The organism is Desulfonema magnum, from assembly GCF_017377395.1.
Taxonomy (GTDB): Bacteria; Desulfobacterota; Desulfobacteria; order Desulfobacterales; family 4be13; genus Desulfonema_C; species Desulfonema_C magnum.
In genome coordinates, this window is sequence record NZ_CP061800.1 from 693,911 (window position 1) to 712,040 (window position 18,130).

General features: G+C 45.4%; 11 protein-coding genes. 3 read left to right on the forward strand and 8 right to left on the reverse strand.

Going from position 1 to position 18,130, the window contains the following annotated elements:
* Positions 1–347: 347 nt before the first annotated feature.
* The 6 genes from dnm_RS02685 to dnm_RS02710 form a co-directional block, all read right to left on the reverse strand.
* Positions 348–773: a restriction endonuclease gene (locus tag dnm_RS02685; protein ID WP_207681181.1), complete on the reverse strand. Its 426-nt coding sequence runs from the start codon at positions 771–773 to the stop codon at positions 348–350.
* Between the two features lie 287 nt (positions 774–1,060).
* Entirely contained in the window at positions 1,061–1,963 is a 903-nt protein-coding gene (locus dnm_RS02690) for a hypothetical protein (protein WP_207681182.1), read from the reverse strand.
* A gap of 258 nt (positions 1,964–2,221) precedes the next feature.
* On the reverse strand, positions 2,222–3,160 hold the full coding sequence (locus tag dnm_RS02695) for a DUF4351 domain-containing protein (RefSeq protein WP_207681183.1): 939 nt from the start codon (positions 3,158–3,160) through the stop codon (positions 2,222–2,224).
* A 765-nt stretch (positions 3,161–3,925) separates the two neighbouring features.
* Complete coding sequence (locus dnm_RS02700) at positions 3,926–4,876, reverse strand: DUF4351 domain-containing protein (RefSeq protein WP_207681184.1); 951 nt, start codon at positions 4,874–4,876, stop codon at positions 3,926–3,928.
* A gap of 402 nt (positions 4,877–5,278) precedes the next feature.
* Positions 5,279–6,256 carry a dockerin type I repeat-containing protein gene (locus dnm_RS02705; RefSeq protein WP_207681185.1) on the reverse strand — a complete coding sequence of 326 codons (978 nt, stop codon included), beginning with the start codon at positions 6,254–6,256 and terminating at the stop codon, positions 5,279–5,281.
* Between the two features lie 526 nt (positions 6,257–6,782).
* The gene (locus dnm_RS02710; RefSeq protein ID WP_207681186.1) at positions 6,783–6,962 is read right to left on the reverse strand and encodes a hypothetical protein; all 180 of its coding nucleotides are present in this window, start codon (positions 6,960–6,962) and stop codon (positions 6,783–6,785) included.
* Positions 6,963–7,429: 467 nt separating this feature from the next.
* On the opposite strand from dnm_RS02710, the gene dnm_RS02715 reads away from it, so the two are divergent.
* Together dnm_RS02715 and dnm_RS02720 are read left to right on the forward strand one after the other, a co-directional pair.
* Positions 7,430–9,685, forward strand: coding sequence for a caspase family protein (locus dnm_RS02715; RefSeq protein WP_207681187.1), 2,256 nt, complete (start codon positions 7,430–7,432; stop codon positions 9,683–9,685).
* 255 nt (positions 9,686–9,940) lie between these two features.
* The gene (locus dnm_RS02720; RefSeq protein WP_207681188.1) at positions 9,941–11,761 is read left to right on the forward strand and encodes a M48 family metalloprotease; all 1,821 of its coding nucleotides are present in this window, start codon (positions 9,941–9,943) and stop codon (positions 11,759–11,761) included.
* 310 nt (positions 11,762–12,071) lie between these two features.
* On the opposite strand, the gene dnm_RS02725 is transcribed toward dnm_RS02720, so the two are convergent.
* Entirely contained in the window at positions 12,072–13,235 is a 1,164-nt protein-coding gene (locus dnm_RS02725) for a TerD family protein (RefSeq protein WP_207681189.1), read from the reverse strand.
* 40 nt (positions 13,236–13,275) lie between these two features.
* Positions 13,276–15,285, reverse strand: a complete 2,010-nt coding sequence (locus dnm_RS02730) for a PAS domain-containing hybrid sensor histidine kinase/response regulator (RefSeq protein ID WP_207681190.1) — start codon at positions 15,283–15,285, stop codon at positions 13,276–13,278.
* Between the two features lie 1,838 nt (positions 15,286–17,123).
* Here dnm_RS02730 and dnm_RS02735 point away from each other — a divergent pair.
* Positions 17,124–18,059 carry a LamG domain-containing protein gene (locus dnm_RS02735; RefSeq protein ID WP_207681191.1) on the forward strand — a complete coding sequence of 312 codons (936 nt, stop codon included), beginning with the start codon at positions 17,124–17,126 and terminating at the stop codon, positions 18,057–18,059.
* Positions 18,060–18,130 lie beyond the last annotated feature (71 nt).

An 18,130-nucleotide genomic window follows, 5' to 3' on the forward strand; every position in this document is an offset into this window, starting at 1 on the left:
CATCCGAATGACAAGAACCGCCTAAACGCGGAACTACGAATTTTTTATTGCATGATCACCTTTTTTCCGGCAGTAAGTTCTGTAAGGGCATCCGTATCAAGTATTTCTGCATACGATATCTTTTCCAAAAGTTTCTGAACACGCCCCTTGCCCAATAAAAAAAGCTACTTAAAATGAGATTTTTGCCTTACTTAAAAAAAATAAAATTTTTTTTGATTTTTAAAGCTGTTAGGTGTGGTTGTCGAAAAAGATTTTAAAATGAGAACTTTCAGGTCTGAGTGGGTAAAAAAATATGAAAAAATGGCTGTTGCTTATTTGAAATGAGAATTTTGAACAGGAACGAAAAATCAGGCTGAAAAACCCTCATAGTGCCATTTTGTAAGGGATTCTATGTCTTTAAGAAATATTTTTCTGTTTTTTGAGGCACTGTCTTTGGCACCATCTGTAAAATAACTCGTTGTTACTATGTAACCTCTCCATACCTCATTTTCTTCAAGAACTCCTTTAAATTCCCTGACTACGCCCGGACCTATGGGATTTTCTGTATAACGTTTGCACTGAACAATAATCAGTCCTTCCGGATGCTTGGCAAATCCGTCAATTCCGTGATCATTCGACCTTTTTGTGACCCACGCTGGCAAACCGCATTCCTTAAAGAAATTCATCACATGAAGCTCGAAGTCAAACGGATCCATGTACAGGAGCTTTTCCCGAAGGGCTTTTTCATCTTCCGGCATTTCAAACCGCCTCGGTTCGGCAGGTGATGATCTCATTATTTCCCGCATGTATTTTTTCACTCGTTCCCAGGCTCTGCCTGGGAACGCATACCCGAGGCTCTGCCTCGCATGGGAACTTAGGCGGACAATGACACTCCCTCATATGAGAAAGCAAAAAAGGCAAAGCTGTTTTCTGATTCTGACGGATTTTGCTAAAAATGGCGTATTCTGGTTGCAAAAGTACAGGGAAAGGGGATAAGAAAAGGAAAAAAATTTCTTCCCTTTCTTATCCGCTTTCCTTGTACTTTTCATGCGGATGTCCTCTGGCATTTGGAATCAGATGGTTATTTCTGTTCTGCCACTTTTTTCAGAATATAAAACAGCTCCTCAGACCCCACCCTTCCGTCCTCGTTCACGTCAATACCTGACAAGGTATAATCTGACCACACCAGCAGCCCGGAGTTGTCCATTCCAGCCAGGACTTTCAAGGCGATAATGATATCCCCGAGGTCTGTTTTCCAATCCCCGCTGAGGTCGCCTCTGGGAGCCGGATCTCCGCCAGTCTGTATCACGTTGGTCTGCATGGGCAGTGAATAAACATTTTTTGTGTCCATGGCATAGACGGTGATTTTATAAACCCCCTGCCTGTCAAATGCCGTGTAATTTCCCTCGTAAATGCCGTCGCCGTCGGAATCCCCGAGTTCCGTGACAGGAAGAACAGTGATCGGCGTGTCAGCGGAATCCGAATTGTAACCCGGGGGAGTGATGACACCCCACACCCGGGCGACACCGTCCGTGTCAATCACCGGGCCTGCCCATATTGTCGCCGAGGTTTCTCCGTCCAGGGTCTGTGCGTGGGACACATCCTGTATGTTCGGCATGTCTGATGCGGGGATGTATCCTCTGCCGATCACTGTTCTGTTTATCAGGGTGTTGTCCGCCTTTTCATTGGGGATGCCGTCTCCGTCAGCATCGAGAAGAGCGGTCTGTCTGTCCTTCACCATGCTGCTGGCGAAATAAAACGCCTCGTCCAGCTCGGAGCCTTTGTATATGTATGACCAGAACTGGAAGGAAAACGACAGCCCCCCGTTGTTCATAAAAATGGCAGGTTCCTCTGCGGATGCGCTGGTGATAAGAATACGGTCTTTTCCCGCAGGCGGAAGCATCCGGGAAAGAAAGGAGCCTGATTGGCACGCATCGTAAATAAAGAGGAGCTTTCCGGCCATAAACACTGATTCATTGTCCAAACCCTGATTCACCTGATAAAATTATTTTCAGGATTTTTGTTCAGCCGGATGCGATATACGGGTCTGGCGATCCGGACGGGTTAGTGACAGGCAGGAATTTTTCGGCTATAAGTAAACGAAATCCCTGCTTATCACTAATCCGTGTAGATAGAGGCCCTGATTTACCTGAAGCAGTCGGGCTTCTCAGAACTCGGAACCGGAAATATCTAATCTGAGCCGGGGTCTGGCTATTCTCGGTCGTCCCTACGGGACTGGAAATCAGGCAGTCCGCCGTTCAATCCACTGATAAACCGCTTCCAGGGATTCAAAATCAAGAAGCTCCTCTCCCAGTTCCAGCAGGTCATCCGGGCCCAGTTTTTCCAGTTTTGGCAGTTCCTGCTCGGGCCGAACTCTGAATTTCTTGGCAATCAGTCTCGCCAAAATTGACCTTCCCTGCTGAATTCCCCTTTTATATCCGATTCTTTCGACACTTGTGATATACGGCATTTTTCCCTCCTTTTCAAAAACTGACACTTCCTCCCAAAACAGATCGTCCTCCTTTTCCGGCAGGAACATCACCCAGTCTATGAACCTGAACAGATTTATGATATCCTGTTTTGAGAAGCCTTTACGGTAAAGATGTCTGATCAGGGCGATCTTTTCCAGCATCCGCTTTCTGCTGCTTCTGACAGTCGCCTTTGTCTTCAGATGCGCCAGAACAACGACCGCAAAAGGGTTGTTGCTTTTTTTAAGCGATTCCTCGTCCTTTGCGTAGTCTCCCAGCCTGACCACCGGAAAACGGAATCTGACCTCGCAGTCCCACAGTTTCTTCTCAAATTTTCCGGTATTCTTTTTCCTTCCCGCATAGCCGATCACGGCGAAGCTCGCCGCGTGGCGGCGGTACCGGTCGTACAGCCTGTAATTGTAGATGTACATGCGCTCGGAGAAGTCCCCTTCCCCCTCTATCTGAATGTCCGCATGGATCACGGCCCAGACATCCTTCCCGTCTTTAAGCCACACCTTCACGAGCTTGTCCACATATCTCCGCCCCGTGTCCGCATCCTTTGCGATTTTTTGCAGTTCCTTGTCCAGGAATTCGTACCCCCTTTTCCAGTCAATGTCCTGAAATGCCTTCGGAAAAAAGAAGGCGATGAATTCTGGAAAATATTGCTCGATGATCTCCTTCCAGGGCGTGTCATAGTCATGTTTTTCTGTCATGTTTTCAGCCTTGTTCCGCTCCTTTTGTCAGCGATTAAAATATATTTCGCCCCCGGTTATGAAAACACGGCAATCGGATTTTTTAGAAAAAATCCGATTGCCGCCGGAGCCGAAAACCCCATTTTCCCCAAAACACAGTTTCAGGATAAATGATTTTCAGGATTTTTTCAAGACTTGCAGGACAATTGTCCGAACCCTGATTCACCTGATAAAATGATTTCCAGGATTTTTGTTCAGCCGGATGCGATATACGGGTCTGGCGATCCGGACGGGTTAGTGACAGGCAGGAATTTTTTGGCTGTCCGCAAACGAAATCCCTGCTTATCACTAATCCGTGTAGATAGAGGCCCTGATTTACCTGAAGCAGTCGGGCTTCTCAGAACTCGGAACCGGAAATATCTAATCTGAACCGGGGCAGGGCCATTCTCGGTCGTCCCTACGGGACTGGGGTAGCTTGGAATACCCGCCCCGGCAATGAATTGCAGGGCTATCCTCCGGGCGTCCCTACGGGACTGGGGTAGCTTGGAATACCCGCCTCGGCAATGAATTGCCGGGCTATCCTCCGGTCGTCCCTACGGGACTGGGGTAGCTTGGAATACCCGCCCCGGCAATGAATTGCCGGGCTATCCTCCGGTCGTCCCTACGGGACTGGGGTAGCTTGGAATACCCGCCTCGGCAATGAATTGCCGGGCTATCCTCCGGTCGTCCCTACGGGACTGGGGTAGCTTGGAATACCCGCCCCGGTCGTCCCTACGGGACTGGAAATCAGGCAGTCCGCCGTTCAATCCACCGATAAACCGCTTCAAGTGATTCAAAATCAAGAAGTTCCTCTCCCAGTTCCAGCAGGTCATCCGGGCCCAGTTTTTCCAGTTTTGGCAGTTCTTGCTCCGGCCGAACTCTGAATTTTTTGGCAATCAGCCTCGCCAGCATTGATCTCATCTGCTGAATCCCCTGTTTAATACCTCTTTTATATCCGATTCTTTCGACACTTGTGATATACGGCATTTTTCCCTCCTTTTCAAAAACTGAAACTTCTTCCCAGAAAAGATCGTCCTCCTTTTCCGGCAGGAACATCACCCAGTCTATGAACCTGAACAGATTTATGATATCCTGTTTTGAGAAACCCTTTCTGTACAGATGTCTGATAAGGGCGATCTTCTCCCGCATCCGCTTTCTGCTGCTTCTGACAGTCGCCTTTGTTTTAAGATGTGCCAGAACGACCACCGCAAAAGGATTGTCGCTGTCTCTCAGCGATTTTTCATCCTTTGCGTAGTCTCCCAGCCTGACCACCGGAAAACGGAATCTGACCTCGCAGTCCCACAGTTTCTTCTCAAATTTTCCGGTATTCTTTTTCCTTCCCGCATAGCCGATCACGGCGAAGCTCGCCGCGTGGCGGCGGTACCGGTCGTACAGCCTGTAATTGTAGATGTACATGCGCTCGGAGAAGTCCCCTTCCCCCTCTATCTGAATGTCCGCATGGATCACGGCCCAGACATCCTTCCCGTTTTTCAGCCACACCTTCACGAGCTTGTCCACATATCTCCGCCCCGTGTCCGCATCTTTTGCGATTTTTTGCAGTTCCTTGTCCAGGAATTCGTACCCCCTTTTCCAGTCAATGTCCTGAAACGCCTTCGGAAAAAAGAAGGCAATGAATTCTGGAAAATATTGCTCGATGATCTCCTTCCAGGGCGTGTCATAGTCATGTTTTTCTGTCATGTTTTCAGCCTTGTTCCGCTCCTTTTGTCAGCGATTAAAATATATTTCGCCCCCGGTTATGAAAACACGGCAATCGGATTTTTTAGAAAAAATCCGATTGTCGCCGAAGCCGAAGACCCCATTTTCCTTAAAAATACAATTTCAGGATAAATGACTTTCAGGATTTTTTCAAGACTTGCAGGACAATTGTCCGAACCCTGATTCACCTGATGAAATGATTTTCAGGATTTGTGTTCAGCCGGATGCGTCTGCGGGCTTGGGAGAAATCATGAAAATTCCTTAATCCTTTAATCAGGGGTCGGACAATCTGTAACAATGGAGAATTCTTTTCCTTTTCTTATCCGGTTTCCCTGTAGTTTTTGCAAAACTTTTTTTCCTGTAAACAGCCTTAAAAGATAAAAATCAACGAAAAGTTTTATCTGACAAGATCCGCAGAACATAGAGGAGTTCCTCAAATCCGATTTTGCCATCCCCGTTCACATCAGCACCTGATGCTGCATACTTGGGATGAGTCAGATATTCAGTACTCATTCCCGCCAGCACTTTCAGCGCCAGAAGAGCGTCTCCCAGATTCACATAGCCGTCGCCGCTGACATCGCCTTTATAAACCAGTTTTATATCAATCCGGGTTTTTCCAAATTCTTCAACCGTAACTGTCTCGGAATAGGTTTCGTACAATCCTGATAGGTCAGTAGCGGTCAGTGTGAACGTACCCGGGCCGTGAGGAATATAATAAGTTCCATCGGAGAGAACGATTGCCTCAGCCACATCTGTCATAATTACAATTGATTCTGTCGCGGGAACTATCGTGCCGCAAATCAGTCCGTTAAAAGCAGCATGGGGTTTGGTCAGTTGGAGGGAATATTGTGTTCCATCGCCATACTGAGCCAGACATTCCTGAACGATATCAGGATCGCACTGTCTGATCCTAGCGTAATAAATACCGTCGGCAGTGCAATTCCATTCAAAGAATTCTTCCTCACCCACATTTCCGATATCTTCTTCCTTACCTTTATGATCTGACACCAGAGTTTGTCCGTCACTTTTATAAACGCCGATGATGGGATCGCAGTTTTTACCTGCTTCTCCCGGAGATGGCTCTGCTACAATTTTATATGTCTCTCCGCTGCGGGCATAGAACTTCACCCAATCCTCATCGCCGGCATCATAAAAATTATGTGTCTGAAGCGATTCATAGCCTGATTCCTCATCCTCTGTTTCCTGGGGATTAATCCAGATAACATTTGCATTTTGAAATTCGTTGTCATCTTCATAATCATCATCCGAAGCTCCCACGCCGGATGCGGCGAACAGAGAAAAAAAAATCAGGAGACTGCAAGAAAAAGAAAAAAATTTTAAAGATGATAAAGCGTTCTTCATTACGAACCTCCTTTGTTTTTAAAAGTTTAACGCTATGTACAACTATATTAATGCCACAAAGACACGAAGACACAAAGGGGCACAAAGAAAAACTTCGTGAGACTTCGTGCCTTTGTGGCGTAATCATTACCGGAATAAAAGGCTCTCGGAGTGACGAATCCCTCCGGGACTGAATTTCCCACAGATAATCTTAAAAATAAAAAATCAGCGAAGAATATACGGTATGCTCACGCACATCCTGGGACAAGCCCTCTCCCGGCAGCATGGAACTGCCCACGTTATCCCCGAAACGAAACGGCTTTTCAGAGATCGGCACCGGAAATAAGTACCTGAGCAAAAGTTTTTTATATTTGCCCGGAAAGAAACCCGGCTTTTTTTCCGGAATGATGCGTCTCCGACAAAGGAAAAAGCCGGGTTTCTCCGCCGTTCGCAGAAAAAAGATATATAAAAAATTTTTGCACAGGTACTTATCTAATCTGAGAATACCTGACCCGGCAATGAATTGCCGGGCTATTCTCGGTCGTCCTTACGGGACCGGGGTAACTGTGATATACGGCATTTTTCCCTCCTTTTCAAAAACTGACACCTGATCCCAGAACATATCATCTTCCTTTTCCAGCAGAAACATCACCCAGTCTATGAAGCGGAACCAACTGGCAATTTCCGCCGGAGCCGGAGAGGCGATTCTCTCAAAATCTGATTCCAAACTAAATGATTTTCAGGATATTTTCAAGAACGTCAGAAAAAATCCTTTCATCAAGGCTCTGCCGGACACATTTATAAATCAGGGGGAATAATTCAGTCCCGAAGGGACGGCTGAAAACAGCCCGGCAATTTATTGCCGGGGTCAGATTTTATTTCGGATAATCAGCATATGGAAAATGATCCCGAGTCGCTCCCGGGGGATTGGGAAATCCCTCGGAAATGCCCGGGATTTGTCAATCCCGGGCGAGCGTTTTGGGACATTTTCCATCTAATGATAATTCTTTAAAAACGAATTGTTAAACAAAAAAAGCTTTGGTTTCGGCAACGTCTGATGAAAAATATTTTCAAATGCTTCGGATTCTGCTAAAAAGACAAGATAATCGAATCAGACCCCTGGTCTCAAATCAAATGATCATACCATATTTTTTGTCACTCGTTATGGAACCCGAACGCATGGGAGAAAAACAAATGAAAATATCCTGTTTATTGAATTTCAAAGTAAAGTCCGTTGTTTTTTGGCTCTGCTTTTTGTTTTTGCTGTTTTCGAGGTATGAAGCGGCAAAGGCCCTGGGCGAATCAGAAAATTTGTCACCGGCTCCTAAAAAATATGCCCTGCTGATAGGAATTGACAAATACGGCGGAGAAGAATTCAAGCCGTTGCAGGGTGCGAAGAATGATGTGGAACTGATGAAGGCAATTCTTACCGGGCATTTTCACTGTAAGTCGGAAGATATCACGGTTCTTACAGATGAACAGGCAACACACACCGCCATAAAAGCAGCTTTTCAAAAACTCTCCGACACCGTAAAAAAGGGTGATTTTGTTTACATTCATTATTCTGGTCACGGGTCATACACTTGTGACCTGAACGGAGATGAATCGCCGAATTGGAGAAAAGATTCCACATGGGTGTCATATAAGGATTTTGCCATCGTGCAATCTGATCAAAACCCACATTCGGATCGTAGTCTGCCCCCTGCTTCGCCTGGGAAAGATTGTGCTGAAATTCGAGAATTACAGAAAAAAGAATCGCTTTCACCATCTCCCCCGGTCTCCCCTGAACTTCTGAACAATTATGATATCCTGGATGATGAAATCCACTCATGGCTGTCATCCCTGGGCCAGAAGACAGAGCATGTCATATTTGTGTCAGATTCCTGCCATTCCGGGACAGTGACCAGAGGAGAAGCTGCACTTGCGACACGGGGAGTTCCCATGGATTTCCGGCCTCATCCCCTGGGTATGGTTCCGGTTCAAAACATTTTCCTTCCGGGTTTGCGTATCACTGCTTGCAGAGATAATGAAAAAGCCAGCGAATACAGGAAGGAAGATAAAATTCACGGGCTGTTCACCTGGTTCTGGACACAGAGCCTCGAACAAGCCAGACCGGATGAGACCTGGGGAAACCTCTATAAACGTACCTGTGCGAAAGTCCGGCAATACGCAGGGGGAAGACAACATCCTCAGATTGAAGGAGAACAAAAACGGCTTATTTTCGGTGGCAGCTTTGCTGACCGCACAGCAGCCATTCCGATCAGGTATGTGTCCCATGACGGACTGACAGCCAAAATTGATGCCGGGAGTCTGCTGGGTGTCACACGCGGCTCGGTGTATCGAAAGGCTGATATTCGGACAAAAAATAAGGAATATCCAACAATTGAGATCACCAGAACATATCCCACATGGAGCCAGGGCCGGATAAGGGGGACGTTCAAAGTGGGTGATCTGTTGCTGCTGGAACATTATCAGCATAAGGCCGACCCCATGAAAATTTTTGTCAGGGCGGACCTGAAAGAGGATCAGTTGCTGGCTGATAAAATAAAAAAAGCGGTGAGTACGCTTCCTGCATATGAAATAACAGAAAATCAGGGTAAAAGTGATTTTGTCATTCAGATATTGCGGCCTGAAAAGGACAACCATAATCAGTATGTTTACAGCAAAGAAAACGACAGCCTGCCCCGATCTTGTGCTGATCAGAATCCTGAGTGCTGGATTCTGACCCCGGATGAGGCACTGTATCAGGAGAAGCTGAAAATCAGTATGGCGGATGATGACAAAGGGACGAAAGTCCTGTGCGACAACCTTGCAAAGATTGCGAGAGTGAAAAATCTGGTCAGCCTGTCATCCGCACCAGGTCAGATAAGTCCTGTTCAACTCAGCATTACCATATGGCGCAAGAGCGAACCAGGTAATCCCGTTGAAAAGGTACAGGAAACAAGCAGCATATGGCCGGAAAGAATTGAAGCTGGCGGGATATTGTGGCAACAGGAAAGGACGGTTACGGCAAGAGAACCGGAACAATTTGATTTAAAAGCTGACCGGTTGCTCACCTTTTCCATTCATAACACATCAGACAAAGCCTTTTTCATATATCTGCTTAATATTACATCAGATGGTGAAATTGTGCCTTTTTATCCGACACCGTATCAGAACAAAGAATATGCCAAAGTCGAAGCAAACGGAATTCGCAAAGTGGAAGAGGTCACACTCTGGATTGATCAGCCCGGTTATGAATATATCCGCCTGATTGCCACTCTGGAACCCATTGATATTTATGTTTTGGAGCAAAAAGGATATCGTAAGCGTTCCGAAGAAAGAAAACTGAATCCGCTTGAGGCACTCCTCAGCACAAAAGCCGGGCATTCATTACGCGGCAGGAATCTGGGCCCGATTTCCACAGCAGCATGGACTACGGTTCTGGGTGCTTTCAGGGTCACACCGTAACAGGGACATCCGGAGTGCCAAACTTACAGTTTGGCAATGCTCCCGGAATCCCGGCCGTACGCAGATAAAAAATTCCGTGTAAAGGTGTGAAGTTTCCCAAACTTGCAGTTTGGCAATATCTTCGATCTCTGCAAGTCTGAGCATTTCTGCCAAACTGTAAGTTTGGCACTCCGGATAATCTTCCTTTCAAAATTTATATCAGCAGACCGTGTGAACGCGGAACTTCAAACCTTTTCGAGCTTACCGGGTACAGACATGAAAACAGTATTCATATTTCTGATTACAGGTATTTTCCTTGCTTCATTCCCTGAAACCTCTCCTGTCTTCTCACAAGAGCAATACAGAGATTACTGGGTGAGGAACTACGATATCCTGACTGCCAAAGATCATCCTCGGGTTTCAAGAACCCGGGCGATCTTTAACCGGGTACTGGCCGCAGCAGACAAAAGAAGCAACAGATATCCCAAGTTGCTGATCATCAATGAGACCGGGTATCCCTGGGCAATATCTTTACAAGACGGCACGGTGATTCTGACTCAGAAGGCGATGGAGAACTGTTACATAAATGCGGACAGAGAAACCGGCGATGCCCGGCTGGCCTTTATTTTCGGACATGAGATGGCACATCTGGCCAAAGACGATTTCTGGCATGTTTCCGCGTTTAAGGCGTTGCAGGATTTCGGAACCGGCCGGAAAGCAGACCAGGAAAATCGCAGTCTTCTTCTTAAAACCGAGGATATTGAAAATACTTCCCGTGCCAGGGAAATAGCAAGAAAAAAAGAACTTCAGGCAGATGCTTATGGAATACTCTACACATCCATGGCCGGCTTTGATCCGCTGGCAATAGTTGATGCAAACGGATTGAACTTCTTTCAGGAATGGATAAGCCAACTGACAGAGAAGACTGCCCACACCTATCAGATTCACTCCGCTCCTGAACACCAGGTTCACCCCACCCCTGAGCAGCGGGCTGCTTTTTTACTTGTCAATATGAGGGCTGTCGTCAATGAAATTTATCTGTTTGATCTGGGAGTGCGGTTCTGTCAGATTGGAAGGTATGAGAAAGGGCTGGCTTTGCTTGAGGCATTCAAAGAAAAATATCCCTGCCGGGAGGTCTGTAACAATCTGGGGCTTATTCATTATGAGATAGCCGTCCGAGCCTTGGCGGCCTGCGATCCGAACAAGGCGTATCAGTTCAAACTGGCCACTGTTCTGGATACGGACACGAGAGCGGGCAGGCTCGTTGCCGTGAGAGGCAGAGAATGTCCCCGGATGACACAGTTCAAAGCACATATTCAGTATGCCATACATGATTTCAAAACCGCATGTGAAAAAGAGAGTTCATATTTGGCGGCCCGTGTCAATATCTCTTCCGCTCTTATCATGGATGGCAACTATTCCGGTGCCCTGGCCGCACTGGATGATGCATTAAAGATCAGTGCGGATGATCCGGGAGTTCTCTGTAATCGTGCTGTTGCCATGTATCTGCTTGGTAATTCAGTAAAAACGGACATATTTGAACAGGCTTCTGAAATATTGAAAAGTGTGAGTAACAGCAACAAAGGGTTTTCCGATGCGTTTTACAATCTGGGACGGCTGCTGGCTGAACAGGACAGAAAAACAGAAGCCAAAGAGATATGGGAGAGATTTATTCAGTTTGAACCCGCGGGGATTTATGCAGATATGGTAAGAGAGTTTCCCGGTATGGAAGCACAAGCCCTTGTAACTGGAAAAATCACATCATCTCATTTTGCAGAGTCATCGCCTGTAATACTTGGAGGTTGTGATAAAATAACAGAAAAGCAGTTGGAGGGGTTTGTCAGGCATCCTTTGGGATTCGGGCTTATTTCCGGTGACTGTTACATAAAAAATTCCACCCGGGTCTTTGTTCTGGACTATGTGGTTGAACTGGTGGAAACACCGGTCAGACAGAAGATAAGCGTTTCAAGCTTAAAATCAGCATACGGAAGGCCCCGGCGAATCATCAGCAATCCTTCCGGCGTGAAGACATTTGTATATGAGAATTTTGCAGCAGATGTCGAGAACGGCGTGGTGAATAAGGTCATCCACTTTTGAAACAAGATCGCAAACAAAACTTCTGATACTCGATGTTCAAGTTTTTTGATCCGGTTCGAGTAAAAAGCCTGTCATTCCTGCGAAAGCAGGAATCCATTTTGGGCATATACGGCGCTTCCGGGAGCAGCGGATTCCTGCTTTCGCAGGAATGACAGAAAAAAACTTGAACATCGAGTGATAAGTGATTAAATTAGCCTCGCAAACAGCATCAGGAAGAGGTGCGGCCGTTCGTCTCATATTTTCCGGCTGACAATTCAAGGGAGTGCTGAAATCTCATTTCAGCGCTCTCTTGAAAAGTGTGGGCTAAATTTTAATCCTTTGACCCGGCAACCCATTCCAGGCCCCACCGATATGTTCTGTCACATTCGGAATGCCCCTTATGAAAAGTGACCAGTTTGGTCACTTTTATCTCTGTTCCCTCAAATTCCAACAACGTAATCGCACAAAATCCCCTGGAATCTCTCTGTGATCCCATGGGGACTTCGACAACCGGCTGTCCCGGGACTTTCACCGTGACCACACCGTCGGTGCTGCCCCAGTTCGGCGCGCCTTCGTAAATATAGGTGTAAATCAGCACCCGTTTTAATTCCTGAATGCGGGCCAGATTAATTTTCATGTTTTCGCCCTCAGCCCATGCGCCTGTCCGGTCATCTCCGAGATGGTTTATGTACGGGGGCTGATCAAACGCGCCAAACGCATTGCCAAGGGGCTGAACAGATCCTTTGACACCGTCCCGCATTTCAAACAGACATCCCAGATCAAGATCAATTGCACTGCTGCGGCCGCGGAAAAGCTTTGAAAAGAATCCGCCTGACTGCTGATCGCCTTCGGGCTGCTGATTCCAGTTGAGATTGATAAGAATTTCCCCGGCTGACACCTTTGGTCTGAGCGCGTAGCTGTCGCCTTTGGATTTCAGGGTGATTTTAGAGGCCAGTTTCAGTTCGGAAGCCCCCGGAATACGGGACCTGAATTCTTCCAGACGCATCACCTCGCTGTCATTGATAAGTGAGTTGGAGATAAGCCCGCCGGCAAATTTGCAGATCACGGCAACCGGCCCGGGCTGCTGGGAATCCAGAACCACGGTATGACTTTCGCCCCGGTCAGTCACAACATCAACCCTGGCGTCATAATCGGCAAAAACCTTGTCCGTACCTGATGACGCGTCCGTGAAATTGAGCGCGCAGATATACAGTTCCTCGAAATCATCCAGTTTGACAATACGCATGTCTTCGCTGTTCTCCCCGCCAACAGCCCCCACGCCTTCATCACCCGAAAGCTCGATAAATGGAAATTGATTAAGATCACCAAGGGTTCCGCCCGCGTAGTTATCTGAATAAACTCCGCCCGTTCGGCCGTCGCCTGTTTTATAAAAAGCCATCAGATCAAGATCAACGGCAGAACGCCATGTGAGTGAAACTTTCATTTGTTTAAACGCGCCGATATCTGCTTTTGTTCCCTTCTGCTTCAGTTCCATTTCATTCGCCTCCTTATAGAAATCATAATTTTTTCACATCTCACTTCCCACTCTTTATTATGTCTTCCAAAGTCCGACTGAGTTCCTGTATGCTGTAGGGTTTTTCCACGATACCAACAAAACCGTGTTTTTTAAAATCAGTCATTTCAGGATCATTGGCGTAACCGCTGGAAACTATCCCCTTCACGTCAGGATCAAGTCTGAGAAGTTCCTTTACGGATTCCTTTCCTCCCATGCCGCCCTCCACATATAAATCCAAAATAACCGCGTCAAAAGGTTTCCCGGACTTCATTGCCTTTTTATAGATATCAATTGCCTGTGTCCCGTTTTTTGAGAACTCCACATCATACCCTAACTGACTCAGCATCTGACCAGCGACATCTATGATGATGTCCTCATCATCCATGATAAGGATTTTCCCTTTATGAAGAAAAGGTTTTGCCAACTTTGTTTCTTCTTTGCGAGGGATTTCTTTTTTGGACGCGGGAAGATAAATGTAAAATGTTGCCCCGGCCCCTGGCTTTGAGTCTGCATAAATATAGCCGTAATGCTTTTTGATGATGGAATAGACAATAGTGAGTCCCAGTCCCCGCCCTTTTTTTTTTGTCGAAAAATAAGGATCAAATATTCTCCCGAGATGTTCTTCACGGATCCCGGCTCCCCTGTCCTGAACGGATATCTTTACATAATCCCCCTCTTCCATTGGCAGGCCAGCCTCTTTCCGTGCGACAGCACCGGTAATATTTTCAGCATAAATTTTAATCTGTCCGCCGGACGGCATGGCCTCACCGGCATTAAAAATCAGATTGTTAATGACCTCTTTCATCTGCGCTTTGTCATAAGCAACAGTCCATAAATCTGTCTCTATAAAAAAATCGCTGACAACATTGGGGCCTGTAATCCCCCGGGGAACCGAATCTTTTATAAGTTCTTCAATGGAACCGATTTCCCTGTTGGCGGTTCCGCCTTTGGAAAAAATAATAAACTGCCGGATCAGATGCTTAAGATTCGTACATCCCTCTTTTGCATAAGCCAGCCTTTCAGAAACTCTTCCGTCAGACGCTGAATCCATCTGGGCAAGATCAATATTTCCCATAATTCCGGTTAATGAATTGTTCAGATCATCAACAAGCCCGCTGGCAAGCGTGGCAAAGGATTCGAATTTCTGAGACTTTAAAAGTTCTTTTTCCATTTTCTTCCGCCGGGTAAGGTCACGGGCAAGAATAACAACTTCCGAGGGAGTGCCGCGTTTCATAATTAAGGACGCTGTTACTTCCAGAGACATTTGTTTTAATCGCCGGTTCGCAAACCGGGCTTCGGGAATCAGCACCTTTCTGTTTCTGGCAATGGGCTTTCTGAAAAGCTGCTTCTTCAATATGCCAAGCTGTTCCGGGGAAAGAATATCTGTGATGTTTATGTTCGGCAGTTCTTCTTCAGAATAGCCGATCATTTCTCTCCCCCGTTCATTCATATAAGTAATTCTTCCGCTCATATCAAAAGTCAGAAGCATATCCCTCACAGCTTCGGTAACAAGACGATATTTATCTCCGGGTTCTGCAATTTTTTTTCGCGGACCAGGTTCAGATTTTCCAGTCTCCTTCACCGGCCTGGGTTCAGGGATATCCCGAGGCACTTTAGGAGCGGAGATATCCGGCTTTGGCTCAGGTTCTTCAGCAATACCTTTCTCTGGTTCCTCAACATCACGGGCAATAATACGGATACCCGAGGCTGTGTTATCTTTCGTTATTAATGATGCGCTGACTTCCATGGAGAGCATTTTTAAATTCCTGTCAATGAATTTCGCTTCCTGATGGGCCACGCCCTTGTCTCCGTTATTATATTTGCTCAGAATTTCTTGTTTTATTTTTTCAACTTGGTCAGGAGGAAGAATATCTGTGATATTCATATCCAGGAATTCATCCTCAAAATACCCCATCACCTCGACTCCCCTTTCATTGACATAGGTAATTGTTCCGTCCATATCAAAGATCAGGATCATTTCCATGGTGTCTTCATCAATAAAAAGCCCTTCGCCTAATATATCATCCATTTTTTATCTCCTGTTGAAACCGAAAACAGAGGAGTTTGCGAAAATTTGGGGATGCCTTCATGTTTCGGCTTACGTTTTTTTGAGGTTATTCGACGTCTTGACCATGAATCATAGTCAATTTCTTAAAATATATTTTAAAAATGTCAACAACAGGCTTTGGGAGCCAGAGTCAGAAAAAATGAACTGTGAAAAGTTTTCAGAATCTGTGTGTATGGAAAAAGCCGGCGGAAACACACTTGCAAATTCATGCCATCGGACCGAGGTTTTTCCTCTCCTCCCGGGTTATGGCTTATGAATATCTGGCAGTTACGCCTGATACAGAAAAAAGCCAAACCAAACTATTTGAATTTATTATAGCCTGTTTTTTCCTTTCATGCACCAAAAAAAATGGGAATTTATAATTTTTTTAAATGACATAAAAAAAAGAAATTAAAAAATGATCTGACTGTAATCAAAGTTAAATAACGATCTGTTTCATAAAGCAATATTCCGTTAAAATTTTTGTCCAACAGTTATCTGACCTTGTTCCCAAACTCCGGTTTGAGCCACCCGCCTATGCACAAATATCCGGCTTAAGTACCCGGACATAAATTTTTAATATCTGCCCGGGGAAGAAACCCGGCTTTTTTTCGGAATGACGCGTCTCCGATAAAGGAAAAAGCCGGGTTTCTCCGACGCTCGCAGAAAAAAGTATATAAAAAACTTTTATACCAGGCCGCCTGGGAAGGCGGCACCCGTGACTTTTTTTTCGGTCTGCTGATATTATCAAGACTGAACATATTTGCTGTTTTTTCTTGACAATTATTTTAATGGTATGTTATTTTTGTTATAATTTGTTTTAATTAAACATTTATTTTTTCATGGCGCAGAACTTGCTTATCGGGCAGAACAACGAGTAACCTGATTTACTGAAATTTCCGAGGTGAAACAGTTCGGACAGCGTCTGCTGATTCCATAGTCAAACACTGTGTCTTAAAAATCAAAATCTGATCACCATTGCTCATATTATGATCCAATTCATATAAACGGGCATGACCTGCCGGTCACAACGAGGCATGAAGGTCTCTGCAAAAAACCGCTTCGCTCTGTTTTTGCACTCCGGACTTTCATATAAACGGGCATGACCTGCCGGTCACAACGAGGCATGAAGGTCTCTGCAAAAAACCGCTTCGCTCTATTTTTGCACTCCGGACTTTCATATAAACGGCCATGACCTGCCGGTCACAACGAGGCATGAAGGTCTCTGCAAAAAACCGCTTCGCTCTGTTTTTGCACTCCGGACTTTCATATAAACGGCCATGACCTGCCGGTCACAACGAGGCATGAAGGTCTCTGCAAAAAACCGCTTCGCTCTATTTTTGCACTCCGGACTTTCATATAAACGGCCATGATCTGCCGGCCACAACGAACGATGAAAATTTTGCAGTTTTTCCTAACACCTAACACCTGACACCTAACACTTTCATATAAACGGCCATGTCCTGACGGTCACAACAAAGGATGAAAGTTTTGCAGTTTTTCCTAACACTTAACACTTAACACCTGACACTTTCATATAAACGGCCATGATCTGCCGGTCACAACGAATGATGAAAGTTTTGCAGTTTTTCCTAACACTTAACACTTAACACCTAACACCTGACACTTTCATATAAACGGCCATGACCGGTCCGCTCACAACGAAACATGAAAGAACTTTTAACTTCAGTCACTTTATTAACTTTCTTAACTTCAGACACTTTCATATAAACGGTCATGACTTAGCGATCACAACGAAACATGAAAGCAAGTCCTGAATTTCTCAATTCTCAATTTCATACAAGGAAAATAAAAAAATTATGAAAACAATGAAAAGGTCACTTGTATTATCCGTCTTATTCTTACTGCTTCCTTTAATTGCTGGTGCTGACACGATTTTTTTTAAAGACGGACGGCAGATAGAAACAGCAGAGACATGGGAAGAGGGGGGACAGATCAAATGTTACAGGTTTGGATCGGTTATCGGCTATCCCAAGCAAAGCATAGAACGAATTGAAAAACAAGGGGCAAAGTCTGAAAAAGCATTGTATGTTAAATGGAACAGAGATGCGGGTGTTTCTGTTCATCTCCCTTCTTTATCCGGTTCTGTTTCTTTTGAAGCCTGGGTTTTTGTTATAGAAAAGGAGCATCGTTATCGTGAGTACGATGATTCTTACAGAATTGAACGTGAGAGATCAAGCTTATGTGTGTTTGAGTCATCATTCATTGACATTCGGATATCCCGTGAGGGATTTGTCCGGGGAAGAGCAGGTTATGCTTTATCTTCTTCAAAAAAACTTATGGGAAACAAATGGCATCACTTATCCGTGGTTTTTGACAAAAAGAGCAAAGCTGACAAACCTTATATTAACGGAACTGCCAAACTTTATATTGACGGAATTGAAGTCTGTAGTAAGAATGATACATGCAGAGCTTTAAAATGTGGGACACTTATAATCGGCGAGGAAGGAGACAGATATCGCCGAGATGGTAATGAGGAGGGGTATGGCTATATTGATGAAGTGCGTATCTGGAATCGGGCCATTACGCGGGAAGAAATTAACAACAATATGTACCGCCGACTCACAGGAAATGAAAATGCCCTGATTTTATATTATAATTTCGATGAACTTGTCCTTGATAATAATATCGGAGAACTTGTTGTCAAAGACCTTTCTCCGCAAGGGAACAACGGCAAAATTCGTTATTATTCCCCTGACGAAACTTTATCTTTATTTAATGCGCCTGTTAAATAGAATTGACTCTGAGAGATATTCTGCCGGAGGAGAAATCATCACATGCCCCGCCTCAGGGCAGGGTCTGTTCC

Excerpts from the sequence above, each read along its gene's own strand:
- dnm_RS02685 (WP_207681181.1), bottom strand. The coding sequence starts at position 773 with ATGAGATCATCACCTGCCGAACCGAGGCGGTTTGAAATGCCGGAAGAT.
- dnm_RS02695 (WP_207681183.1), bottom strand. The coding sequence starts at position 3,160 with ATGACAGAAAAACATGACTATGACACGCCCTGGAAGGAGATCATCGAG.
- dnm_RS02700 (WP_207681184.1), bottom strand. The coding sequence starts at position 4,876 with ATGACAGAAAAACATGACTATGACACGCCCTGGAAGGAGATCATCGAG.
- dnm_RS02705 (WP_207681185.1), bottom strand. The coding sequence starts at position 6,256 with ATGAAGAACGCTTTATCATCTTTAAAATTTTTTTCTTTTTCTTGCAGT.
- dnm_RS02715 (WP_207681187.1), top strand. The coding sequence starts at position 7,430 with ATGAAAATATCCTGTTTATTGAATTTCAAAGTAAAGTCCGTTGTTTTT.
- dnm_RS02720 (WP_207681188.1), top strand. The coding sequence starts at position 9,941 with ATGAAAACAGTATTCATATTTCTGATTACAGGTATTTTCCTTGCTTCA.
- dnm_RS02725 (WP_207681189.1), bottom strand. The coding sequence starts at position 13,235 with ATGGAACTGAAGCAGAAGGGAACAAAAGCAGATATCGGCGCGTTTAAA.
- dnm_RS02730 (WP_207681190.1), bottom strand. The coding sequence starts at position 15,285 with ATGGATGATATATTAGGCGAAGGGCTTTTTATTGATGAAGACACCATG.
- dnm_RS02735 (WP_207681191.1), top strand. The coding sequence starts at position 17,124 with ATGAAAACAATGAAAAGGTCACTTGTATTATCCGTCTTATTCTTACTG.